At 38.9% G+C, this 23,943-nt stretch carries 22 protein-coding genes; 4 read left to right on the plus strand and 18 right to left on the minus strand.

Annotated features, from left to right (window positions below):
* Positions 1 to 7: 7 nt before the first annotated feature.
* From trxB to AC6UDD_RS04765, 12 genes are all read right to left on the minus strand, one after another.
* Positions 8 to 940: a thioredoxin-disulfide reductase gene (gene trxB, locus AC6UDD_RS04710; protein WP_500719158.1), complete on the minus strand. Its 933-nt coding sequence runs from the start codon at positions 938 to 940 to the stop codon at positions 8 to 10.
* Between the two features lie 16 nt (positions 941 to 956).
* Entirely contained in the window at positions 957 to 1,466 is a 510-nt protein-coding gene (gene tpx / locus AC6UDD_RS04715; RefSeq protein ID WP_500719160.1) for a thiol peroxidase, read from the minus strand.
* Between the two features lie 117 nt (positions 1,467 to 1,583).
* Positions 1,584 to 2,483, minus strand: coding sequence for a UTP--glucose-1-phosphate uridylyltransferase GalU (gene galU, locus AC6UDD_RS04720; RefSeq protein WP_500719162.1), 900 nt, complete (start codon positions 2,481 to 2,483; stop codon positions 1,584 to 1,586).
* 23 nt (positions 2,484 to 2,506) lie between these two features.
* On the minus strand, positions 2,507 to 3,523 hold the full coding sequence (locus AC6UDD_RS04725) for an NAD(P)H-dependent glycerol-3-phosphate dehydrogenase (protein ID WP_500719164.1): 1,017 nt from the start codon (positions 3,521 to 3,523) through the stop codon (positions 2,507 to 2,509).
* 26 nt (positions 3,524 to 3,549) lie between these two features.
* Complete coding sequence (gene lgt, locus AC6UDD_RS04730) at positions 3,550 to 4,362, minus strand: prolipoprotein diacylglyceryl transferase (RefSeq protein ID WP_500719165.1); 813 nt, start codon at positions 4,360 to 4,362, stop codon at positions 3,550 to 3,552.
* Between the two features lie 11 nt (positions 4,363 to 4,373).
* A complete protein-coding gene (gene hprK, locus AC6UDD_RS04735) occupies positions 4,374 to 5,390 on the minus strand; it encodes an HPr(Ser) kinase/phosphatase (RefSeq protein ID WP_500719167.1) in 1,017 nt (338 codons plus the stop codon).
* Between the two features lie 116 nt (positions 5,391 to 5,506).
* Positions 5,507 to 6,664, minus strand: coding sequence for a PDZ domain-containing protein (locus AC6UDD_RS04740; RefSeq protein ID WP_500719169.1), 1,158 nt, complete (start codon positions 6,662 to 6,664; stop codon positions 5,507 to 5,509).
* A gap of 18 nt (positions 6,665 to 6,682) precedes the next feature.
* Positions 6,683 to 7,799, minus strand: a protein-coding gene (prfB, locus tag AC6UDD_RS04745) for a peptide chain release factor 2 (RefSeq protein ID WP_500719171.1) whose coding sequence is annotated in 2 segments (ribosomal slippage) — positions 6,683 to 7,726 and positions 7,728 to 7,799 — 1,116 coding nt in all. Because the reading frame shifts where the segments join, the coding sequence is not laid out codon by codon here.
* 52 nt (positions 7,800 to 7,851) lie between these two features.
* Positions 7,852 to 10,218: a preprotein translocase subunit SecA gene (gene secA, locus AC6UDD_RS04750; RefSeq protein ID WP_500719173.1), complete on the minus strand. Its 2,367-nt coding sequence runs from the start codon at positions 10,216 to 10,218 to the stop codon at positions 7,852 to 7,854.
* Between the two features lie 133 nt (positions 10,219 to 10,351).
* The gene (gene hpf, locus AC6UDD_RS04755) at positions 10,352 to 10,885 is read right to left on the minus strand and encodes a ribosome hibernation-promoting factor, HPF/YfiA family (protein ID WP_500719175.1); all 534 of its coding nucleotides are present in this window, start codon (positions 10,883 to 10,885) and stop codon (positions 10,352 to 10,354) included.
* 88 nt (positions 10,886 to 10,973) lie between these two features.
* The gene (locus AC6UDD_RS04760; protein WP_500719177.1) at positions 10,974 to 11,573 is read right to left on the minus strand and encodes a ComF family protein; all 600 of its coding nucleotides are present in this window, start codon (positions 11,571 to 11,573) and stop codon (positions 10,974 to 10,976) included.
* Positions 11,574 to 11,655: 82 nt separating this feature from the next.
* The gene (locus AC6UDD_RS04765; RefSeq protein ID WP_500719179.1) at positions 11,656 to 12,996 is read right to left on the minus strand and encodes an ATP-dependent helicase ComFA; all 1,341 of its coding nucleotides are present in this window, start codon (positions 12,994 to 12,996) and stop codon (positions 11,656 to 11,658) included.
* Positions 12,997 to 13,042: 46 nt separating this feature from the next.
* On the opposite strand from AC6UDD_RS04765, the gene AC6UDD_RS04770 reads away from it, so the two are divergent.
* The gene (locus AC6UDD_RS04770; protein WP_500719181.1) at positions 13,043 to 13,675 is read left to right on the plus strand and encodes a YigZ family protein; all 633 of its coding nucleotides are present in this window, start codon (positions 13,043 to 13,045) and stop codon (positions 13,673 to 13,675) included.
* Between the two features lie 29 nt (positions 13,676 to 13,704).
* On the opposite strand, the gene AC6UDD_RS04775 is transcribed toward AC6UDD_RS04770, so the two are convergent.
* A complete protein-coding gene (locus AC6UDD_RS04775; protein ID WP_500719183.1) occupies positions 13,705 to 14,856 on the minus strand; it encodes a glycosyltransferase family 4 protein in 1,152 nt (383 codons plus the stop codon).
* A 202-nt stretch (positions 14,857 to 15,058) separates the two neighbouring features.
* Between AC6UDD_RS04775 and AC6UDD_RS04780 the strand changes: the two genes are divergently transcribed.
* The 3 genes from AC6UDD_RS04780 to ade all read left to right on the plus strand — a co-directional run bounded on the left by AC6UDD_RS04780 (position 15,059) and on the right by ade (position 17,987).
* Positions 15,059 to 15,481, plus strand: a complete 423-nt coding sequence (locus AC6UDD_RS04780; RefSeq protein WP_500694450.1) for a CidA/LrgA family protein — start codon at positions 15,059 to 15,061, stop codon at positions 15,479 to 15,481.
* A gap of 6 nt (positions 15,482 to 15,487) precedes the next feature.
* Positions 15,488 to 16,225: an antiholin-like protein LrgB gene (gene lrgB, locus AC6UDD_RS04785; protein ID WP_500719186.1), complete on the plus strand. Its 738-nt coding sequence runs from the start codon at positions 15,488 to 15,490 to the stop codon at positions 16,223 to 16,225.
* Positions 16,226 to 16,310: 85 nt separating this feature from the next.
* Positions 16,311 to 17,987 carry an adenine deaminase gene (ade, locus tag AC6UDD_RS04790; protein ID WP_500719188.1) on the plus strand — a complete coding sequence of 559 codons (1,677 nt, stop codon included), beginning with the start codon at positions 16,311 to 16,313 and terminating at the stop codon, positions 17,985 to 17,987.
* Between the two features lie 47 nt (positions 17,988 to 18,034).
* Here the strand turns inward: ade and kimA are convergent, their stop codons facing one another.
* From kimA to tsaD, 5 genes are all read right to left on the minus strand, one after another.
* On the minus strand, positions 18,035 to 19,870 hold the full coding sequence (gene kimA, locus AC6UDD_RS04795) for a potassium transporter KimA (RefSeq protein WP_500719191.1): 1,836 nt from the start codon (positions 19,868 to 19,870) through the stop codon (positions 18,035 to 18,037).
* A 149-nt stretch (positions 19,871 to 20,019) separates the two neighbouring features.
* Positions 20,020 to 21,645: a chaperonin GroEL gene (gene groL, locus AC6UDD_RS04800; RefSeq protein WP_500696130.1), complete on the minus strand. Its 1,626-nt coding sequence runs from the start codon at positions 21,643 to 21,645 to the stop codon at positions 20,020 to 20,022.
* A 34-nt stretch (positions 21,646 to 21,679) separates the two neighbouring features.
* Positions 21,680 to 21,964, minus strand: a complete 285-nt coding sequence (gene groES, locus AC6UDD_RS04805; protein ID WP_500694454.1) for a co-chaperone GroES — start codon at positions 21,962 to 21,964, stop codon at positions 21,680 to 21,682.
* A gap of 144 nt (positions 21,965 to 22,108) precedes the next feature.
* On the minus strand, positions 22,109 to 22,744 hold the full coding sequence (locus tag AC6UDD_RS04810; RefSeq protein WP_500719195.1) for a redox-sensing transcriptional repressor Rex: 636 nt from the start codon (positions 22,742 to 22,744) through the stop codon (positions 22,109 to 22,111).
* 151 nt (positions 22,745 to 22,895) lie between these two features.
* Positions 22,896 to 23,924, minus strand: a complete 1,029-nt coding sequence (gene tsaD / locus AC6UDD_RS04815) for a tRNA (adenosine(37)-N6)-threonylcarbamoyltransferase complex transferase subunit TsaD (protein WP_500719199.1) — start codon at positions 23,922 to 23,924, stop codon at positions 22,896 to 22,898.
* Between the last annotated feature and the right edge of the window lie 19 nt (positions 23,925 to 23,943).

Genomic DNA, 23,943 nt, shown 5'->3' on the forward strand with positions numbered 1-23,943 from the left:
TTTTCGTTTAATCTTTAGTTTTAAGCTCTTCGACGTAATTGAAGACACCTTGACCAGCAGTACCACCGTCACCAACGGCAGTGGTAATCTGACGAAGATGCTTCTTTCGCACGTCACCAACCGCGAAGACGCCGGGAATCTTAGTCTTCATTTCATCATCAGTGTCAATCCAACCCTGTTCATCAGTAATTCCAAGGTTCTTGAACGCATCAGTCATTGGTAAAATACCAACGTAAATAAAGACACCAGAAGCTTTGATGTTTGAAGTTTCACCGGTCTGGTTGTTTTTAATCGCAACCCCGGTTACTTTTTGACCGTCACCTTCAATATCAGTAACGTTACTGTTCCAGACAAAATCGATATTGTCCTTATCAAAAGCCCGCTTTTGCAGAATCTTCTGAGCCCGAAGTTGATCACGTCTGTGAATGACCGTAACGTGCTTTACGATATTAGCTAGATAAGTTGCTTCTTCAATGGCAGAGTCACCACCACCGACAACAACAACATCTTCGCCCTTAAAGAAGGCCCCATCACAAACCGCACAGTAAGAAACACCCTTTCCACTGTAGTCTTGTTCGCCGGGAACCCCGAGTTTCTTGTACTCAGAACCAGCGCCAATAATTACAGAAGGAGCTTCATAGTCACCGTCTTCAGTCTTAACAATTCGTTTATCACCATCAATCTCAATGCCGGTAACGGTTCCGTAGCCATACTCAGCACCAAATTGAGTACTCCCATCATACATTTTCTTGGATAAATCTGGCCCTAGAACTGATTTAAATCCGGGATAATTCTCAATCTCAGCGGTGTTGTTCATCTGTCCACCATAGATTCCACGATCAAGCATTAATACAGATAATTCGGCTCGTGATGCATACAATGCCGCCGTCATTCCTGCTGGCCCAGCACCGATTACAATTACATCATACTTTTTTGCCATTATATCGCCTCAATCATTATTTATTGTTTGTTACTTTCTTTAACTCGTCAAGAACTGGTTCGTAGTTTGGTTGATGAGTAATTTCTGGAACTGCTTGGCAATACAAAATTTTGCCTTCAGCATTTACCAAGTAAACCACCCGAGCTAAGTGACCAAAAGCCGGGATATATAAGTGCATGGCTTTTCCAAATGAACCATTAAAATCAGAAAGAATTTCCATGTTGTTGACACCGTGAGCGGCACACCAATTTTTTTGGTATTCAATCGGGTTATTTGAAATGGTAACAAATTTAATTCCCTTAAACTTTGATGCTTCCTGGTTAAAACGAGCAGTTTCTAAACTACATACCTTTGTCTTTAAGTTGGGAACAACACTAATCAACGTTGTCTGACCCTTCAAGTCATCAGTCGTAACATCTTTACCATCAGCATTCTTTACGGTAAATTTTGGTAGATAATCGCCAACCTTTGGTTGATCATCACCCATTAACCATGATACTGGTAGTCCACCTAATTTAATTTTCATAACCAAAAACCTCCTTGACTAATATCAATTGTACAAAATTATATTATCATAAACTGAATTAAATGTTTAATCATTATACTTCAAAATAAAAAATGCCGGCAAAAGTCGGCATTTAATCTATTTTTTCTGTTGTTCGTCTTCCTTAGTCAACTTTTGACCAAGGTCTTTAATGTATTCACGTAACTCTTGCTCGATTTCAGGGTGCTTTAAACCAAAGGTGATGTTAGTTTCAAGCCAGCTAAGTTTGTTACCGGTATCGTAACGATCACCCTTAAACTCATGGGCAAATACTCTTTGAGTTTGATTTAGGGTATTGATGGCATCAGTTAACTGAACCTCGTTCCCCTTGCCAGGTTTAGTGTGTTCCAAAACATCGAAGATCTGTGGAGTTAGTAAGTAACGTCCAATAATTGCTAGATCACTAGGAGCATCCTTTGGGTCTGGCTTTTCAACGAAGTTTCTCACATTATAAAGTCCCTTTGAAACCTCACTAACGGGTTCAATTACTCCGTACTTAGAAGTTTCTTTATGAGGAACCTTCATAACGGCAAGGGTTGAAGCTCCCGTCTTTTCATAACTATTCATCAATTGCTTGGTAAGCGGAGTTGTATCCTCCATCAAGTCGTCTCCAAGCATAACCACAAATGGATCATTACCAATGAAACTTTTGGCTGTTAAAACGGCGTCGCCAAGCCCACGTGGGTATGATTGTCTAATAAAGTAGATGTTCATGTCATTTGTCTTCTGAATTGACTTGAGCATCTTTTCTTTACCCTTTTTTTCAAGGTTTTCTTCAAGCATTACATTTGAATCAAAATGGTCTTCAATGGCACGCTTGCCCTTGCCAATCACAATGACAATGTCTTTGATTCCAGAAGCCTTAGCTTCTTCAACAATGTATTGAATGGTTGGAATATCAACAATTGGTAGCATTTCCTTTGGAAGCGCTTTTGTTTCAGGTAAAAATCTTGTTCCTAGGCCAGCGGCAGGAATAACAGCTTTAGTTACTTTTTTCATCTTCTTATATACCCCTTTTGGAATTAACCTTGTTCTGAACGTCCTTCTCTAGACATTAAATTAGAAATCGCGTCAGAAACGGTTTCTTCATTATTAATTACTGCATGAATTGCGGATGTAATGGGCATTTCTACCCCACGTTGTTTTGATAATTCAAATGCAGCTTGATTAGTGTCGATTCCCTCGATCACCATGCCCATGTCTTTAACAACGTCATCCAATTTCTTACCCTTGCCGAGTTGATAACCAGCCCGCCAATTGCGAGAATCAGAACTAGTTGCGGTAACAATCACGTCACCTAAACCAGACAATCCGCTAAAAGTTAATGGGTCCGCACCAAATGATACACCCAAACGTGATATTTCCGCAATACCACGGGTCATGAGGGCTGCTTTCGCATTGTCACCGTAACCCAAACCTACCAAGGCTCCAGCACCCAATGCAATAATATTTTTCAAAGCTCCACCAAGTTCAACCCCAATAATGTCGTTATTAGTGTAGATTCTAAAATAATCATTCATAAACAGTTTCTGAAAATGCTCAGCAGATGGCATATCATCGCTGGCAACCGTTACCAAGGTAATATCACGTCTAGCAACATCTTCAGCTTGACTAGGTCCAGAAAGCGCTGAAATCGATTTACGATTTTGAGGGTTAATTTCTTCTTGCAGTACCTGTGACATTCGATCATAGGTACCCTTCTCAATGCCCTTACTTCCATGAATAATATATGGTTTAATTTTTAACTTATCTAAAATCTTGTTCGCTTGATTTGCAACCGAACGGGTCGCCTGGGACGGAACAATGAATAAAACATCATCCACGCCATCCAACGCTTCCTCCATGTCAGCATAAGCCTTCATTTCTTTGGGAAACGTAAAGTTCTTGATGTAGTGAGAATTAGTGTGATGATGATTTAATTCATCCACTTGTTCCTTGCTTTTCGACCAAATCCGAACTTCATGCCCATTCTCAACTAAAATATCCGCAAGCATGCTGCCCCATGATCCTGCACCAAGTACTGCAATTTTTTCTGTCATTATTTAAATTATCTCCTACAAATCACTTAACTACCGTAGTACCAGACTAACTGGTCGTTTCGTCTACGATAAATTAAAACAAATAGTGCTACTACGAATAATACAATGGAAAGCAACTGTGATACCCGAATTACCCCGAATAACATTAAACTATCAGTCCGCATGCCCTCGGTGAAAAAACGACCAAACGAATACCACATCACGTAACTCAAAAAGACTTCCCCACGCTTAAAGAACTGTGGAGCATGCCTCATAATCATCAAGACCGCAAATCCTGATAAATCCCAAAGTGACTCGTATAAAAACGTTGGCTGGCGGTACGCTCCACTAATAAACATTTGATTGATGATAACGTCAGGTAAATGTAAATGCTGTAAAAATTGAAGTGATGTTACCGCTCCAAAAGCTTCCTGATTCATGAAATTACCCCAACGGCCAATTCCTTGAGCCATAATGACAGTTGGGGCGGCAATATCTAATATCTGCCATACTGATAAATGATGTTTGTAACAGAACCACCAAATAAATAATGCTGCCCCAATTAAAGCTCCATAAATGGCAATTCCGCCATCCCAGATTTGAATGATTTCATCCAGATGATGACGGTAATAGCCCCATTGAAAAACCACATAATAGATCCGGGCTGAAATAATGGCAATTGGAATCGCCCACAAAATCATGTCATACAAAATATCTTCATTTAAGTGTTGTCGCTTGGCTTCTTTCATTGAAAGGTAAACGGCAATCAAAACGGCGGCCGCAATAAAAATACCGTACCAGTGGACCGCAATTGGTCCGAGATGAATTGCAACCGGATTTAACGCCAATATGCTAAACACAACTTCCACTCCTATTCAGGATCCTTATTAGCATCTTGGCTAATATCTTTCTTATTTTGTTCAACTGCTTGTTCTTCGTGTTTCTGCTCCTGGTTGTTTTTAGAAGCATTTTCTTTGATTAACTCATTTAAGTTATTATCAAAGACCTTAGTTGCATCGTATCCCATCGAACGAGCCCTAAAGTTCATCGCAGCGGTTTCAATGATAATGGCTAGGTTTCGACCGGGCTTGACTGGAATCGTCAATTTCTTTAAATCAACGTCGAAGATTCGTGTCGTTTCACGGTCAGTCCCAAGTCGATCGTACTTAGTATCCTTGTTCCACTGGTCCAAATGAACAATTAGGTCCACTTTTGATTGTGAACGGACGGCACCAGCACCAAACAGGTTCATCACATCAATAATTCCAATTCCACGAATCTCTAGTAAGTGGTTAAGGATCTTAGGAGCCTGACCAATCAAGGTTTGCTCATCTTGTTGATAAACCTCAACTCGATCATCAGCAATTAACCGATGTCCACGTTTAACTAATTCCAACGCAGTTTCACTCTTACCAATTCCAGAATCACCAGTAATTAAAACTCCCAATCCATAAACTTCAACAAGAACTCCATGAATGGATTTTCGTTCGGCTAACTTGGCTTCAAGATACGTTGTCATGTTACTCAGGATTCTAGAAGTGGTTAACTTTGATCCTAAGATTGGGATGTGAGCCTTTTTGGCGGCTGCCACTAACTGCTCAGGTGGTTCTAGTTGAGTAGAAATAACAAATGCAGGTGTTTCCGGTTGACACATCTTGGTCATTACTTCTTTTAATTTTTCATCACTCATTCCTTTTGCAAATGAGGTTTCAGTTATTCCAAAGATTTGAATTCGTTTTGCTGGGTAGTAGTTAAAATATCCAGTCAATTCCAGTCCCGGACGCGAAATGTCACTAGTGGTAATGGGACGATCTAAATATTCACGACCCCAAAAGACACTGAGATGGGTGTTTTTTACTAAATCAGCTACCGATACACTCTGAGTCATTGGACCTACCTCCAAATAAAATTAATTTACTTAATTCTAACACAATCGGGCATGATTTAGGCGGTTCTTAATTTTACGTAAAACAAAAGAAGCACCCAGCTAATGGGTGCTTTTGACTAATTATTCTGAAACATTTCAATTCCAATCTCATGCGGTGAGCCATCGTAAATCGCCGTTTCTTTAATTTCTAATTGATTCTTACGATTTTTAACCTTCATGTGAACAAAGGTCGGATCATCTTGTAAAGCAGAATACAGTTGACTTTCTGAATTTACCGCAACGTTGTTAACTTCCACAATTAAATCACCCGTTTTAAGCCCCATCTTATCAGCCGGGGTACGGGGTTTAATCCCAATAATTCGAATGCCGTCAACCGCTTGACTAATCTGATTTCCGGTCTTTCGGTCAACGCGATGGAAATGATACATGATGATTGCATACAACAATGCCAGTAAAGCAATCGCAATGATAACATAGTAACTATTTCTAATAAAGTAAGCGCCCGCCGTTAGTAAAATGGCTAACAATGACAGTTTTCCAATCGCGTTTGAAATCCGTGGCATTAATTCATTTGGCAAATGGTTAACAAACTTGAAGCGAAAACCAAGCAAAAACGGAACAACCAAAAAGGTCACGTGTGCCCCAAAAATATTAAAAACTGGCCACATTGGTACGACCGTTTCGATTAATTTACCAGGAATCATGAGTACCAGTGGAATCACAGCTAACTCATTGTATCCATAAGATGCCACTCGATTGCCCCGCCGATTCTTTGAAACCTGCGGTGAGTTAATCGTCCTACCATTCATCTTCAAAAAGATGAACATCAGTACGAGCATAATCGTGACTAAGGCTAAGTAATTGGCCGATCTTGATGCGTTCATATTCACGGCACCAATAAAGTCGCCACCCTTAATCATCGGAATTGAATAATCATTGAAGAAGACCCCAACAAGTACTGATCCAAATAAAATCAAAGTTGGCACTAAGATTCCTGGGATCAGTAAACTAATGGCGATCAATAATTCGTACAGTAAAATCCAATTTAAAGACGCTTCAATCCCGACCAAAGCAGTTAAGACTGACCCAATAATTCCTAGAACAATCAGGGACTTAAAGAAAACCCATCCCTCGTGAAACTTAGGGTTAATGGCACTTTCGAATAAGCGTCGTTCTCGATTTACTCTTCGATTGTAAACGAAGAAAATGCGAATAAGTGCAAACCAAAAAGCTGGCATAAAGACAAAAAACAAAATATTAGTCGCAACTGACATAATGAACTTCCTTTTTCGTTATTTTGGGTTCTTCCGTTTTAAATTCCACTGCAAATAAGCGTTAATGAATGGATTCAAATCGCCATCCATCACTGCCTGACCATTACCAGTCTCATAGTTGGTACGATGATCCTTAACCATTGTATAGGGATGAAAAACATAAGAACGAATTTGTGAACCCCAACCAATATCAAGCTGCTTACCCTCAATCTTGGCTTTTTCTTCTTCTTTTTTCTCTTGTTCACGTTCGTACAACTTCGATTTTAACATATTCATCGCCGTAACTCTATTCTGTAATTGCGAACGTTGGGCCTGACTTGAAGTGACAATTCCCGTTGGCAAATGGGTGATCCGAACGGCTGAAGAGGTTTTATTAATGTGCTGACCGCCAGCTCCACTCGATCGAAAAACATCAATTCGTAAATCCTCTGGATTAATGTCAACGTTCACAGTTTCATCAAGTTCTGGCATAACATCGACGGAGGCAAATGACGTGTGCCGTCGGCCAGCTGAATCAAAGGGTGAGATTCGTACTAACCGGTGAACGCCTTTTTCTGATTTCAGGTATCCATAGGCGTTGGTTCCGGATACTAAAAATGTCACACTGTTGATCCCAGCAACGTCACCGGGCTGATAGTCTTCGACCGAAACCGAAAAGCCGTTTTGTTCGGCCCATCGTTGATACATCCGAAATAACATGGATCCCCAATCTTGTGATTCAGTTCCACCAGCTCCAGGATGGATTTCAACAATTGCATTATTTGCATCATATTTCCCATTCAAAAGCAAACTCAGCTGATAACTACTAAGTTCCTTTTGGGTCTTAGCTAGTTCATCATCAAACTCTTTTTTTAAATCAGCATCATTATCTTCTTCAAGAAGCTCTAGATTAACCTTTAAATCTTCCACTTTTTTAGCCAGTGAATTAAAATTATCGTATTTTAATTTTAATCGATTATTCTCATCAATTAACTTTTGAGCTTTTCTTTGGTCATCCCAAAATCCCGGTTCAGCCATTTTAGCCTCATTAACCGAGATATCCTCACTCAGTTGATCCAGGTCAAAGTGACCCCCTAAAGCTAGCTACGGCTTTTTTAATCTTTTCGACCTGTCCACGTGCTTCACTTAATTCCATTTCATACTCCTGAAGATGAAAAAACGGAGACCAAAAGTCCTCCGTTCTTAAACTATCTTTCCATATTTTGTCTGATCTCAGCTTTCATAAACAACCTAGTGACATCGTAGTCAATATCAGAGACCATTTCTTCAAACATCCTAAATCCTTCACGTTGATACTCAACTAATGGGTTTAGTTGACCATAACCACGAAGACCGATTGACTCTCGTAATTGGTCCATTGAATCGATGTGATCAGTCCAGTGTGAATCAACCACCCTAAGCACAACCACTTTTTCAAATTCGAGCATCTGCTCGGGATCCTGGAGCTCTTTTTCTTTCTTATCATACTCAGTATCAACGAGTCCCATCAAGTATGACTTAATTTCATCACTTGATTTCCCCTTCAAGTCATCAATGCTGATTTGATCGGGACTAACTAATGAATTGATCGCAAAATCAAGGATGGTTTGTAGATCCCATTTCTTTTGATCACCCTGAGTGTGCAAGTTAACAATTCGATTAACCGTTCGTTTGATCATTGGCATAATAACCCACTTAAGTGACTTATTTTCGTCAATCACCTTACTACGCTCCCCATAGATTACATCACGCTGTTGACGCATCACATCATCATACTTTAACACGTTTTTACGTGAATCATAGTTATTACCTTCAACTCGTTTTTGAGCCGATTCAACCTGCTTCGTGATCATGTGACTCCGGATAACCGCATCATCGCCCTCAACTTTCATTGAATCGAGAATACTTTTAACCTTATCTGATCCGAAACGACGCATCAAATCGTCTTCAAGGGAGAGATAGAATTGGGAATAACCAGGGTCACCCTGTCTTCCAGAACGTCCACGTAACTGATTATCAATTCTTCGTGACTCGTGTCGTTCGGTCCCGATAACCGCTAATCCACCTAGTTTGACCACTCCAGGTCCCAGCTTAATATCAGTTCCACGACCAGCCATGTTGGTTGCAATGGTAACAGCCCCTTTTTGACCGGCGTTAGCGACAATGTCAGCTTCTTTAGCGTGATTTTTTGCGTTCAAAACCACGTGAGGAATCTTCTCCTCATCCAGTCGTTTTGATAAGTATTCAGACGTTTCAACCGCAACCGTACCAATCAGGATTGGTTGCCCACGCTTGTGTAAATCTTTAATTTTATCAATAACGGCATCAAACTTTGATTCCAAACTTGGATACAAAACATCTGGCTCATCGATTCTCACAACTGGTTTATTAGTTGGAACCGCAATGACATCCATGTTGTAAATTTCCCGAAACTCATCCTGTTCCGTTTTAGCGGTACCAGTCATTCCAGCCAACTTACTGTATTGTCTAAATAAGTTTTGATAGGTAATGTTAGCCATCGTCTTGCTTTCTTCTTGGATGGTAACGCCTTCTTTAGCTTCAAGCGCTTGATGAAGCCCATCCGAAAAACGACGACCTTCCATGATTCTTCCGGTAAAGGAATCAACGATTAAGACCTCGTCTTTTGAGACAACGTAATCTTTATCTTTTTCCATCACATAATTGGCACGTAAAGCCTGATCCAAATGGTGGGTTAAAGCAGTATTTTCCGTATCGTAAAGGTTATTTAAATTGAAATACTTTTCAGCTTTTTCAATTCCAACATCCTTTAAAGAGACCGTTTTAGTCTCTAAATCAACCTTAAAATCAGTTTTAGGATTTAGTGTCTTGGCAAATTTATCTGCCTGCATGTAAAGCTTGTTTGAACCACGAGCTTCACCAGAAATGATCAATGGGGTTCTGGCTTCATCGATTAAGATTGAATCAACTTCGTCGACGATGGCAAAATTAAGTGGGCGTTGAACCCGATCTTCCTTATAAACCACCATGTTATCCCTTAGATAATCAAATCCAATCTCACTATTAGTTGAATAAGTGATGTCACTATCATAAGCGGCTCGTTTTTCTTCCGGATTCTTATCAGCCGAGTTCACTCCTACCGTTAAGCCCAACCAATTGTATAACTGGCCCATTTGAGTAGCATCACGTTGGGAAAGATATTCATTAACCGTAACAACATGAACACCCTTTCCCGACAAAGCATTCAGGTAGACGGGCATCGTAGCCGTTAACGTTTTCCCTTCACCAGTCTTCATCTCAGCAATGTTACCCTCATGAAGGACAATTCCACCCATAATCTGGACTCTAAATGGATTTAACCCGAGCACTCGTCTGGCACCCTCACGGGCAACCGCAAAAGCCTCAGGTAACATGTCATCTAAGTTTTCACCATTTTGATAACGCTTTTGAAATTCTGGGGTTTTAGCTTGTAATTCTTTATCACTTAATTTTCGATATTGTTCTGAGTATGAGCTGACCTTATCGGCGAGCTTTCCTAATCTCTTCAGTTCGCTTTTGTCGCTTTCAACCCATTTCTTTAAAAGGTTTGTTGCCATTGATTGATTTCTCCTCTAGTGTCTAAACCGTTTTTGTTTCTCGAATTCTCAGTCTATTTTCTTATTCTAACATTTTATCAAATCAATTAAAAATTCATCACAAAAAAACAGAAATAGAACATTTCTGTTTTTTCTAACGATCGGTTTTAATTAATCCGTAATCTCCATCATGTCTTCGATAAACAATGTCAGTGGTGCCATCGGTGACATCAACATAGACAAAAAAATCATGCCCAATCAAATTCATCTGAATAATGGCATCTTCCGAAGTCATCTTCTGCAAAGGAATCCGCTTTTTCCTAACGATTTTAGATTCGGCTAATCGTTTATCGGGATCATTAAAAACGTGGGATAACTTGTGCTCAGTTAATTCTTCATTTACCTTTGAGCCATATTTATCGATCTGTTGCTGGATATCGTGAATGGCGATATCAATGCTTTTGTGAATATCATCAGAGTTTCCCTCACCTCGCAGTAAGAAGTTCGGTAGGATAATAGTGATTTCAGCTTTGATTCGTTCGTCAGAGTAGTTCATAAGATCAACATGAGCAGTCCCTTTCACGTTTGCATCAAAACGTTTATCAATTGTTTTGACATGATGATTAATGTAATCACGGAGATCACTGGTGATTTCAACATCATCACCTCTTAATTTAGTTTCAAGCATTTTAATCTCTCCCATGCTTAGTATCATTGTCTTCAAACGAATCTCTTATAACTATTATAAATTCTAATCGATTAAATAACAATCAATACTAACGTGCAAGGGTAATACTTGAGACTTTCTTAACCCCATATGAATACAACAGTTTGGCCGCTAAGTGCAGGGTGGTTCCAGTCGTATACACATCATCAATCAAACAAACCTTTCTCCCACGTAGGTTGTTAGTCGACCACTCCGGTTCAACGTAAAATGGTTGTTTTAAATGCATCCTATCAAATTTATCTTTTTTAGACTGGGGTAAGCCCTTTTTTAACACAGCCCCTAAGACTTTTTGATATTTCACACCATTCATCCAGCCCTCAACCTGATTAAACCTTCGCACCTCAAATGTTTTCTTACTAATTGGGATCGGAACAATCATCCCACCATCGTTATGTTCAAATATAAAAGACTGAAACTGGCTCTGAAATAGTCGTCTTAACCGATAATCACCCTGAAACTTGTACCGAGCCATGTAATCACTCACTTCATCATATGGAAACAGTGCGTGGTTAATTAATTTGGGAGCAGATTGCTTTTCCCAAATTTTACAATCATCACACAATTCTAATTTTGCTTGCTGCTTGCCACAGTCTGGACACGCCGTTTCTAAATCAATGGGACAAAAAAGTTTTTGACATTCATCACACATGATTGGCGGGACAAAGGAACGAAAACTTAAAATAAAGGAAATCCTCATATCACTTCTAATAATTTGATTACACCATAAACATTTATTCATTATTTTTTAATTTCATCCCTTTGCGATTCATAACCCTAATCTCATTTTGGGCTCTAGTAATTTGTCTTGAAAAACTGCCCACAAAAAAGTCAACGTTACCGGTCGGTCTGGTCTTTTTTCGGCCCACTCTTCCTGCCATCTGAACTAGTGACGATGTGGAAAAGACCTCATCATCAGCCCCAAGTACCATTACATCAATATCTGGAAACGTCACTCCTCGTTCTAAAATGGTCGTCGTCACCAAAAATAACACTTGCTGGTTACGCATGGCTTGAACCTTTTCCATTCGTTTCTTGTCAGCAGAATAAACACATTCCCATACCTTTGGACCACTGATTTGTTTGCTTAAGATCCGATCAACCACCGGTAAATCTTTAATCTTAGGAACAAACAACAAAAATCTTCTTCCAATCGCAACGTTACGCTGACACATTTTGATTAATTGATGGGGTAACCTTCTCTTTGATAATTGCATCCGCCACTTTCTTGACAAGTGAACTTTAATCACAGGCAGTAAATGACCATGAAACCGAATCGGTAAATAACTCATATCTCCATTTCCACGAGTGAGTTGGGTTCTTAGTCGTTTACTTGGAGTGGCACTTAACATGATTCTTTGTCCCGTAGTCTTTAAAGCATGCTTTACGGCAAACTCCAGATTAACGTTGTTAACGAATGGAAACGCATCAACTTCATCAATAATCAACAGATCAAAAGCATGAAAGAAACGCATGAGTTGGTGGGTTGTACAGACGGTCAGTTGACAATAACGGTACTTGTCCTTACTTTTACCATGCAATAAAACCATATCAAGGTTAGAGAAAGCCGCTTTAAGACGCGGATAAAGTTCCGAACACACGTCCACTCTGGGAGAAGCAATGGCAATTCGAAATTTACGTTCAATTGCCCAAGTTAATACCGGAAAAAGCATCTCGGTCTTACCCGCTCCAGTAACTGCCCACAGCAAATGATCACAGTGATGTTTTACTGATTCAATCATCCTTAACGCACAGTCTTTTTGATTTACAGTTAGCGTTCCATCCCAAGTCAAAACATTACTTGAAACCACAAAACGATTTGTTTCTAAGACACTAACCAGTTTCATCGACGAATCAATTCGCCCCATTTCGATGCAATTGGGGCAGTAAAAAATATGATTAGGAAGTTCACATTTTGATTTTTCACAATTGAATCCACATCGGTTACAATGAATAGTAGTTCGATTAACCGTTATTGCTAATTCAAAATTAAGAAGTGGATTACTTAAAAGCATCGGGTCAATCAAAGTGCTTGGGGTAAGTCTCCCCATTAGTTCTTTTTGATCTTTGATCATTAACTATCCGCCTCCATTTTTAAATACGAAGAACAGGAATAATTTAATGCAAAATTCTTTTTTAACCATTAAACAAGCTGGTCAAAATGAAATTATTATCAAAAAATCAAAGTTTATTGCTTCCATATCTCGTGTCACGGACGAAACGGGTGCTCAAGCATTCATCACCAGTATCAAAAACCAAAATAAAAAAGCCAACCACAATTGTTTTGCCTATGTTATTGGCCCAAATAATGATGTCCAGCGAGAAAGTGACAACGGCGAACCTAGTGGGACTGCTGGAGTTCCAATCTTGGATGCCATTAAAAACATGGAGCTTCATGACACAGCCATTGTAGTAACAAGGTACTTTGGTGGCATCAAACTAGGTGCTGGTGGTCTCATTCGAGCATATAGTAACTCGGCATCGGATGTTATTGAAAGCGCTGGAATCAGCAAAATGACGCTTAAAACTGCGCTTACTATTTCAGTATCCTATAAGTTAAATGATAAACTCCAATATTTTCTTAAACAAAATAATTTACCAATTACTAACGTTGAATATGGCACTAGTGTTCAAGTAAGTACCGCCATTTCAAATCATACGATTGATAATTTCAAAACAAAAATCAACAATTTGCTTGCAGGAGACGTTCAATTCAAGATTGGTAAGGAAGCCTATTTTGAGAGTCCAGTTTAGTCTAAAAAGAGTAGTTCACCTTCAATGAACTACTCTTTTTTGTTTGATTTGGTTTTACGTTTTGTTTTGGTTTTAGTGATTTCGGTTTCGTGATTAGCCTTACTGGTTGTTCCAGTTACAACGCGTTTAATCAAATTAAGTAAAGGCTGCCGGTTCTTTCCGACTAATCCAATGGCTTCCACAAAAAGCTCAATCCCAATCAAAGTGGCAACCGTCAACAACACTGATCCCCAGAAACTGGACAACGGATAGAGTAAAGAGATGAAAGCAAAAATTAGCGCAATTCCATAAATTACTAAAACGGTTTGCCGATGGGTCAGACCAATCTGCATCAATCGATGATGTAAGTGGTGCTTGTCAGCGTGAGAAATGGGCTGTTTGTTCAAAATACGCCGTAAAATTGCATAAGCTGTGTCCGAGATGGGAACTCCCAAAATCACAACGTGAATAATGACTGATATGAAGGTTGCGTTTTTAAGGCCTTGTAAGGAAAAGACCGAGATCATAAATCCAATTAACAGGGATCCGGTATCACCTAGATAGATCCGAGCTGGGAAAAAATTATACGGTAAAAAGCCCAAACAGGAAGCGGCAAAGGTGAAAATCATGATTGAAACGTAAATGTTACCGACATTTAAAAAGAATAACCCGATGATTCCCATGGTAGTCAGAGCAATAATGGCAATCCCCGTCGCTAGTCCATCCAGTCCATCGATTAAATTAATTGAGTTCGTAATCCCAAGAATCCATATCCAGGTAATTGGCAGACTTAACCACCCTAGACTCACATCACCAAAAAATGGGAGCGTGATGGAGCTCATCTGAATACCCGCAAAGATGTACACCCATAGTGCTGCTAGTGAAATCCCAATTACTTTTTGCCGTGGCTTCAATTCAAAAATATCATCAATTAGACCAGTCATAATGATAATAATTTCTCCACCAAGAATTCCCCATAACTTACTTGGTGGAATTTGGTTGCGCAAAAAAACGCAAGTCGTAATGGTATAAGCAATAAAAATTGCTAGGCCACCCAACGTTGGCATTGGAATTTTATTTACGCGTCTTTTATTCGGTTTATCAATGGCGCCAATTTTGAATGCTAAAATTCGGATAAACGGCGTTAAAACTGCCGACATTATCATCGTTGCAAACAAATAGACGAATATTTCAAATTTCAATTAAGTATGGCCTTCCACGATTAAGTTTATATTCAATTATACAAACGGAAAATAACAAACACAAGGTTCCCTCATTTAATTTAATGATAATTAAATCTAATAATAACAATTAAAATTTTTGTTTGTTTTCTAGCTCATTTCATATATTATATTAAATATAGAGATAGCTAAATAAATCACATACTTTTGAAAGGAGCAAAACATGCAAAATAAAGAAGAGAAGCCCCAAAAAGATGCTCCATTATTAACTCAACTCGGTATCTTTGGAGTCATTTTATTCGTCTCAAGTTTAATCTCAGCACTCTTTCCCGCCAACTTCCCAGTTCCCACCCCAGTAATTGGCTTGGTGATATTATATTTATTATTGACCTTTAAAGTCATTAAACCAGAACAGGTCGAAAAGGTCGGATCATTTTTTATTGGAATCCTAGGATTCCTTTTCGTCCCCTCTGGGATTCAATTAGCGGCCTCCCTCGACATTATGAAACATTCTGGCGTCAAACTAGTGATTATGATCATTATTTCGACGGTCGTCATGTTGGTGTCGGTAGCTTTAGTTGCTACTTTTCTGATATGGGCCCGCAATAAAATCTTTGGCAAAAAACAAGACATTGATAAGGAGTAACCAAATATGCAAACGGAACTATTAAAATTTTTAGGCAATCCAATGTTTGGAATCGCTCTATCATTGGTAGTCTATCTGATTGGATCATTTCTATTTAAAAAATTTAACGGCTTTTTTCTTTTTCAACCATTATTTGTTGGGATGGTGCTCGGGATCTTTGTTCTCTGGTTAATGAGCAAAGCAACGGGAATTAACATTACCTGGATTTACACCAACTTGTATAAGCCCGGTGGTGATATTATTTTTTGGTTCCTATTTCCTACCACAATTGCTTTCGCAGTCCCACTCTTCAAGCGAAACGACATCGTAAAAAAGTACTGGTTTGAAATTTTGTTATCACTAATAATCGGTTTAACCATTTCGGTAATCATCATGTACTTTGTCTCCAAGTTAATTGGACTCAACAAGTCGGAAATTGCTTCCATGCTTCCACAGGCTGCCACTACCGCAGTTGCAATGCCAATCGCTCAGGGCATTAACGGTGTGCCAGCAATTACCGCCATGGCATGTATCTTAAACGCTGTTATTATTTACGCACTTGGCGACTGGATCATTAAAATATTCAAACTGAAGAACCCCATCGGAATTGGATTGGGTCTTGGAACAGCAGGACACACCCTTGGATCAGCTAAAGCCCTTGAACTTGGTGAAGTTCAAGGATCAATGGCTGCAATTGCAGTGGTAATCATTTCGGTGGTCGTTGATATCATCGTTCCACTATTTGCTCATATTGTGCACCTTTAAATTAAAAGTATAGAATATCCTTAATTGTTAAACATCAAGTTTATCAAATATTAGGGATATTTTTTTATCTTGAGGAGAAAATAAAATGGAAGAATACGATACTAAAATTATCAACGGCAAAATCTTAAACACTAATCAGCAAACATTCGTTAGTGAAAATTTGTTTATTAATAATGGTAAATTTATCAGTAAACATCAAGTTCAAAACATGACTCCCAAGGTCACTATTGATGCCAGAGGTAAGGTAATTGTCCCAGGCTACATCGATTCCCATGTTCACATTGAAAGTTCACTAGTAACTCCAAGTGAACTGGGAAAATTGTTGTTAAAACATGGAGTAACGACAATCTTTGCTGATCCTCATGAAATTGCTAACGTTCTCGGTAAAACCGGGATCAAATACATGCTTACTGACGCTTCTCAAACTCCATTAGATATTTTTTACATGTTACCGTCAAGTGTTCCTTGTGTACCATCTGATCACAACGGTGCAACACTTAACGCGAGTGCATTACATGGATTTTACAAGTATCCCGAAGTGAAAGGTCTGGCCGAGGTAATGGACTATCCCGCCGTTGCAAATGATAATAACGACATTATGACTAAGATTAAGGATGCCAAAGACCATGGTTTGAGTGTTGATGGTCATACTTCCGGTTTTGATGATCATCAACTTGCTGTATATGAAAAAGCAGGAATTCAAACTGATCATGAGAGTGTCACAGCTGATGAAGTTAACGACCGCTTACGTCACGGTTTTAAAATATTTTTACGTGAAGGAACAGTTGAACGTGACTTAACTAACACAATTACAGCCATGAACAAGAAAAATGCCACTAACTTTTCCTTCTGTACTGATGACAAATTAGCCTCTGATTTATTGGATGAAGGAAGTATCGATTATAATATTAAATTAGCAATGCAAGCTGGAATTGATCCTGCAATGGCATATACAATAGCCAGTACTAATGCCGCAAGGGCTCATAAGCTGCAGAATACTGGCAAACTACAACCGGGATTTAAAGCTGATCTAAATATTTTAAATGACCCAAAGAATCCAACTCCAATTAAAACAATGAAAAATGGTAAATTTGTTAACAAAAGTAGCAGTCATCCCGTTACACTTAATGAAAATACTGTGCATACTAAATTTAATGTTGAACAATTCCGTTTACCATTAACCACTGGCATGGCTAATGTAATCGGCATAAGGCCTAATCATATTGATACGGATCACTTAATTAAACATATTCCTCCCGTTAATAATTTTCAAAGCGATACCACTAACGATTTCTTAAAAATTGTGGTCGTAGAACGTCATCATAATCGGGGAACCGTTGGAGTTGGCATCGTTAAGGGATTTAAAATTAAACACGGTGCTATTGCCACTACGATTGCCCATGATGATCACAACATCGTTGCCGTTGGAACAAGCGATAGCAACATTAAACAAGCGATCAATAACTTAATCACTGCTGAAGGTGGAATTTCAGTTGTAAACAATCAACAAACGTTGAGCACACTAGCTCTTCCTGTGGCAGGACTGATGTCAGATAAGGATTATCAAACAGTCGCTACGGAAACCAAACGAATTTATCAAGACTATAAACAAATTGCTGCTCCAATTAATTTCGATCCGTTCATTACCCTCTCCTTTTTAACGTTACCCGTTATCCCAACTCTCAAAATAACCGACCAAGGACTGTATGACTTTAACCAACAACAATTTATTAATGTTGATGTTTCTCCTCATAATATGTAAGTTAAAAAAATCAGGCTACCTGTTAAGATAGCCTGATTTTCATTCTATTACTCACTTAAATGGTAGTTATACGTCGACACAATGATGTCTTGACGTGAATTTAAAGCACTTCTTAATCGAACAGCAGTCTGATTATGGAGGACTTGTTGCCAGTAGTGTTTTGGTACAAACTGAGGAACCAAAACTGTCGTAGTATAATTGCGATCCTCATCCTGTTTAGCAATAACATCACAGAAACGAAGTACCGGATCGACAACCGAACGATACGAAGTATGAATATCGACAAATCGAATGTCTGGATATTCTTCCTTAAACTTCGTCGAAATTTTCTCTTCTTTTTGCGGATTGTCGGCAAACGAAACGTGCATGGCAATGACGTTGTCACCAATCGATCTTGCATAGTTAATTGCTTGTCTAGTAACTTGGGTAACATTCCCTACCAGCACGATTACCGTTGAACCAGCATAGGTATGATTCTCATAATTTGGATCAGTTGAGATACGAAGCTGCTCAGCAATTCGTTGATAGTGAAGATGAATTTTGTAGAACATCAAAAGAAGGAGCGGCATGATAATGAGGTACGGCCAAACGTTTGCAAAATGAAGTGCAAAAAGGAAGAAGACTAACATTACTGAGATAAACGCTCCAATAAAGTTAATAACAGCCTTCACCGGCCACAAACCATCTTTATTTCGGAACCAATGAACAATCATTCCGGATTGAGACAACGTAAATGGAACAAACACACCAACAGCATAAAGTGGAATTAAGAGGTTGGTTTTACCCTTAAAGAGGACAATTAAAACAATCGCACCTAAGGCTAATGAAATAATCCCATTTGAATAACCTAACCGGTCACCTTTATCCAGGTAAGCATGTGGCAAATATTTATCCTTAGCCATGTTGTAGGCCAAAATTGGAAAGGCAGAGAAACCAGTGTTAGCAGCAACGGCTAAAATCAAGGCAGTTGCAAGCTGAAGTAAGTAGTACATGATTCCGTGACCAAAGACATTGGTACCAATCTGTGATAAGACGGTATCCTTAGCGTTAGGAATAACTCCCATGTAGTAACTTAGAAAGGTAATCCCAGCGAAGAAGATTCCTAAAATAATGGCCATGATGCCTAAGGTATTTGCAGCATTCTTTCGCTTTGGTTGTTTAAAGTTTGGAACCGCATTACTGATGGCTTCAACCCCAGTTAACGATGCTGAACCAGACGAGAAGGCCTTAAAGAATAATACCAAAGTCATTCCCTTAACCGAGTTATTCAGTGGAACATACGCATGATAAGTAATTTTATTAGTTAAAATATTATAAGCACCAACGATGATCAAAATGATAATCATCACAATGAATAGGTACACTGGGATAACCAGGAACGAAGCTGAATCATGCATTCCACGAAGATTCAAAATCATGATAAATATTACAATTAAGATTGCAATCGGAACTTGATAATTATATAACGCAGGAATGGCAGAAGTAATTGCTTCAGTCCCAGAAGTCGTTGAAACGGCAACCGTTAACATATAATCAACTAGTAATGATCCACCGGCAACTAAACCAGCCGTGTTACCCCAATTGGTTCGAGCAACAACGTAGGCACCTCCACCAGATGGATAAGCATAAATAATCTGTCGATAAGATAATGTGATTGCGGCCAACAGAACTAAGACTAGCAGTGCAACCCACATTTGATACATTAATGCCGCGGTTGATAAAGTAATCAAAACGGCAGTGATTTGTTCAGTACCATAAGCAACTGACGACAAAGCATCAGATGATAGTAATGCTAAACCCTTGAACTTAGTGAGAGACTGACCAGAGCCTTCCGTTGTCTTAAGCGGACGTCCAATAATTAATCTTTTTAAATACCGCCACATTTAATCCATACTCCTTTAACATGTCATATTTAACCTAGTAAAACCGTAATTTTAAAGTCAAATGCAATTGTACTACATTAAAGTAGATAATTCATCATAATTGGAAATAAAAAAGAGTCCATTCGGACTCTTTTTGGTTAAAACTTAAATTACATCATTCCACCCATTCCAGGTTGTTGTGGAGCAGCTGGTTGATCATTATCATTTTTTGGTTGTTCGGCAACAACGGCTTCAGTAGTTAATAGAAGAGCTGAAACAGATGCAGCGTTTTGAAGAGCTGAACGACTTACCTTAGTTGGGTCAACGACACCAGCTTTGATCATGTCTTCGTACTTGCCAGTTAATGCATTGTAACCAATGCCTGGTTTCTCGTCTTTCAAGTGATCAACAATAACTGAACCGTCGATTCCAGCATTTTCAGCAATTTGTCTTACAGGTGCTTCTAAGGCTTTAACAACAATGTTAACTCCAGTTGCTTCATCACCTTCAGCAGGGATTTTAGCAACGTCATTCAAGATGTTGATAAAGGCAGTACCACCACCTGGAACAAATCCTTCTTCAACAGCGGCTCTAGTAGCATTCAAAGCATCCTCAATTCGGTACTTACGTTCTTTAAGTTCGGTTTCAGTAGCTGCACCAACTTTGATAACAGCAACTCCACCGGCTAACTTAGCTAAACGTTCCTTCAACTTATCACGGTCAAAGTCAGAATCAGTGGCATCAATTTGTTGTTTGATTTCATCAATTCGTTTGTCGATAGCTTCTTTGCTACCTTTACCTTCAACGATAGTTGTGCTGTCTTTAGTAACGTTAACCTTATTAGCTTGACCTAATTGATCAATGGTTGTGTCTTTTAGATCTAATCCAAGATCAGAAGTAATTACAGTACCACCAGTCAAAGTAGCGATGTCTTGAAGTTGTTCTTTACGACGATCACCAAAGCCAGGGGCCTTAACAGCTACAACGTTAAAGGTTCCACGCATCTTGTTCAAAACTAAGGTTGGAAGAGCTTCCCCACCAATGTCATCAGCAATGATCAAGAGTGAACGACCTTGTTGTACGACTGATTGAAGTAGTGGCAAAATGTCTTGGATATTAGTGATTTTCTTGTCAGTAATTAAAATGTAGGGATTATCGAGGTTAGCTTCCATTTTTTCTTGGTCGGTAACCATGTATTGTGACATGTATCCACGATCAAATTCCATACCTTCAACAACGTCTAAACTAGTGTCAACACCACGTGATTCTTCAATCGTAATAACACCATCATTACCAACTTTTTCCATTGCGTCGGCAATCAAATTACCAACTTTTTCGTTAGCTGATGAGATTGAAGCAATTTGAGCGATATCTTCCTTGCTAGTTACTTGGTGACTCATCTTGTGAAGACTATCAACGGCTGTTCTAGTAGCTTTTTCAATTCCTTGACGAACTCCAACGGGATTAGCACCGGCAGTAACGTTCTTCATACCCTCTTTAACAATTGCTTGGGCAAGAACAGTAGCGGTAGTAGTACCATCACCGGCAACGTCATTCGTTTTAGAAGCAACTTCAGATACTAACTTAGCACCCATATTTTCAAAGTGATCTGGAAGATCAATTGCCTTAGCAATGGTAACACCATCATTTGTGATTGTTGGATCTCCAGCTTTTTCTTCTAGAACAACGTTACGTCCCTTTGGACCCATAGTTGTTTTTACAGTGTCAGCTAACTTGTCAACACCATTTAACATTGAATTTCTAGCATTTTCAGAAAACTTAATTTCTTTAGCCATTATTATCACCTCATATTAATTAATTTATTTTTTATTATTTAACGATTGCAAGTAAATCTTTTTCGTGCATTACAAGGTATGGAGTACCATCGTATTCAACCTTTGTACCTGCATACTTATCAAACATGACCATGTCGTCTTCTTTAACAGAAGGGGCAACTTTTTGTCCGTTATCAAGAACTCGACCCTCGCCAACAGCGACAACTTTACCCATCTGTGGTTTTTCTTTAGCGTTATTTGCTAAAACAATTCCACCGACGTTTTTTTCTTCTGGTTCTTGCACTTCGACAATTACGCGATCTCCTAATGGTTCTAACACGTTAATCCCTCCAATAAATATCTTTATTAAATTTTAGCACTTGCACTTATCAAGTGCTAACTTACATTCTTAATATATTATTTTTTCTCAACTAATGCAAGAACTTTGACCGATAAAAATAAAAAAGCATCCAAAATTGGATGCTTAATCTTTATCATAGTGATCAATAAAATAGATCAGAGTTTGAAGTTCATTAGTTAAATCAACATTATGAACTCTAATTTCCTTTGGAACCGATAATCGGACTGATGTGAAGTTTAAAATTCCTTTTACACCCGCTTTGGCAACTTGATCAGCAACTTGTTGAGCAACTTTACCAGGAACTGTGAGAATCACAACACTGATTTGTTGATCTTTAAGCTGTTTTACCAATTGGTCCATTGGGTAAATTGGAACCCCACCTTGAATGGTATTAACATTTTTAGGATTAACGTCAAAAGCAGCGGAAATTCTAATATTACTATCCATGTGGAAGTTAAAATTCAGAAGAGCATGACCCAAATTACCAACACCAATCAGTGCTACATTGGTTAATTGATCTTGGTTCAAGATCTTCTTGAAAAATTCTAGTAAACTGTCTACGTCATATCCGTAACCTCGCTTACCAAGGGCACCAAAATATGAAAAGTCACGACGAATTGTAGCAGAATCCACTTGAATTGCGTCGGCCAATTCATTTGATGATATTCGTTTCTTCCCACCGTCATGTAAAATATTTAAATAACGATAGTAAAGCGGCAATCTTTTCGCGGTTGCACGTGGAATTTTTGTCTCAGTCATTTTCAAATCTCCTATTATTATTATCGAGATTAATAAGTCACAAAATTAATTTTAACATAAAGAAATTGTTTGTGAAATAATATAAAAATGAAATCAGCTGAAAAGCCCGACAACGTAGGATAAATTAATTTCATAATTTGTTATTAACGATTTATTTTTCATTTGGAGCCCATTCAAATTCCAATCCTGGGTCAGCATTTAGTGAAGCTTTTCCTTTTTCCTGATGGCGCTGCATTGCCGCTGCAGCAGCTCCTATCATGGCTGCGTTATCTCCACACAATTTAAGCGGAGCTTTGACAAACTCCACATTTTCTTCACTTGTAATCGCATCTAAACGATCTCTAATACCCTTATTTGCGGCAACGCCACCAGCTAAAATAAACTCTTTAACGGGATAATTTTCAAGTGCACTTTGTGATTTTTTTGCCAAAACGTCCACTACGGCAGCCTCAAAACTGGCAGCTAAATCGTTCTTATTTAGAGTCTTTCCAATCTGATCGGCATGGTGAACGGTATTTATAAAAGCACTTTTAAGTCCGCTAAAACTAAAATCATAATTATCATCTGATTCCATCGCGCGTGGAAAATTAAAAATATCCTTTCCCTTCTGAGCCATTTTGTCAACGGTTGGACCAGCTGGATAATTAATTCCTAAAACTCTCCCAATTTTGTCAAACGCTTCACCCGCAGCATCGTCTCTGGTCTCACCAATGATCTCAAACTTACCTTCTTCGGGCATTAAAACGAGTTCTGTATGACCTCCGGATACCACAAGTGCCATTGCGGGAAACTCAATTGGCTTAACAAAGTTAGTAGCATAGATATGTCCCGCAATGTGATTAATTGGAATGAGGGGTAAATGATGAGCCCAAGCCACAACCTTGGCAGCCGTAACCCCAATCAAGAGTGCCCCAACTAGTCCTGGGCCATAGGTCACAGCTACTGCCGTTAAATCATCGTATGTGACGTTTGCCCGTTTCAAAGCATCATTTATACAAATGGTAATCTCTTCAATATGATGACGACTAGCCACTTCCGGGACTACTCCACCAAATCGCTGATGACTTTTAATTTGAGTTGCAACAACGTTTGATAAAATTTCTTTACCATCCTTGACCACCGCAACACTTGTTTCATCACAACTACTCTCAAACGCCAAGATCACACTATTATCTTGCATTAATACTCACCCGTCTCTA

This window comes from Fructilactobacillus sp. X2R1C3, assembly GCF_059901425.1.

What these genes read in the sequence shown, in the direction of transcription:
- trxB (WP_500719158.1), bottom strand. Translation starts at nt 940, where the DNA reads ATGGCAAAAAAGTATGATGTAATTGTAATCGGTGCTGGGCCAGCAGGA.
- tpx (WP_500719160.1), bottom strand. Translation starts at nt 1,466, where the DNA reads ATGAAAATTAAATTAGGTGGACTACCAGTATCATGGTTAATGGGTGAT.
- galU (WP_500719162.1), bottom strand. Translation starts at nt 2,483, where the DNA reads ATGAAAAAAGTAACTAAAGCTGTTATTCCTGCCGCTGGCCTAGGAACA.
- AC6UDD_RS04725 (WP_500719164.1), bottom strand. Translation starts at nt 3,523, where the DNA reads ATGACAGAAAAAATTGCAGTACTTGGTGCAGGATCATGGGGCAGCATG.
- hprK (WP_500719167.1), bottom strand. Translation starts at nt 5,390, where the DNA reads ATGACTCAGAGTGTATCGGTAGCTGATTTAGTAAAAAACACCCATCTC.
- AC6UDD_RS04740 (WP_500719169.1), bottom strand. Translation starts at nt 6,664, where the DNA reads ATGTCAGTTGCGACTAATATTTTGTTTTTTGTCTTTATGCCAGCTTTT.
- secA (WP_500719173.1), bottom strand. Translation starts at nt 10,218, where the DNA reads ATGGCAACAAACCTTTTAAAGAAATGGGTTGAAAGCGACAAAAGCGAA.
- hpf (WP_500719175.1), bottom strand. Translation starts at nt 10,885, where the DNA reads ATGCTTGAAACTAAATTAAGAGGTGATGATGTTGAAATCACCAGTGAT.
- AC6UDD_RS04760 (WP_500719177.1), bottom strand. Translation starts at nt 11,573, where the DNA reads ATGTGTGATGAATGTCAAAAACTTTTTTGTCCCATTGATTTAGAAACG.
- AC6UDD_RS04765 (WP_500719179.1), bottom strand. Translation starts at nt 12,996, where the DNA reads ATGATCAAAGATCAAAAAGAACTAATGGGGAGACTTACCCCAAGCACT.
- AC6UDD_RS04770 (WP_500719181.1), top strand. Translation starts at nt 13,043, where the DNA reads ATGCAAAATTCTTTTTTAACCATTAAACAAGCTGGTCAAAATGAAATT.
- AC6UDD_RS04780 (WP_500694450.1), top strand. Translation starts at nt 15,059, where the DNA reads ATGCAAAATAAAGAAGAGAAGCCCCAAAAAGATGCTCCATTATTAACT.
- lrgB (WP_500719186.1), top strand. Translation starts at nt 15,488, where the DNA reads ATGCAAACGGAACTATTAAAATTTTTAGGCAATCCAATGTTTGGAATC.
- ade (WP_500719188.1), top strand. Translation starts at nt 16,311, where the DNA reads ATGGAAGAATACGATACTAAAATTATCAACGGCAAAATCTTAAACACT.
- kimA (WP_500719191.1), bottom strand. Translation starts at nt 19,870, where the DNA reads ATGTGGCGGTATTTAAAAAGATTAATTATTGGACGTCCGCTTAAGACA.
- groL (WP_500696130.1), bottom strand. Translation starts at nt 21,645, where the DNA reads ATGGCTAAAGAAATTAAGTTTTCTGAAAATGCTAGAAATTCAATGTTA.
- AC6UDD_RS04810 (WP_500719195.1), bottom strand. Translation starts at nt 22,744, where the DNA reads ATGACTGAGACAAAAATTCCACGTGCAACCGCGAAAAGATTGCCGCTT.
- tsaD (WP_500719199.1), bottom strand. Translation starts at nt 23,924, where the DNA reads ATGCAAGATAATAGTGTGATCTTGGCGTTTGAGAGTAGTTGTGATGAA.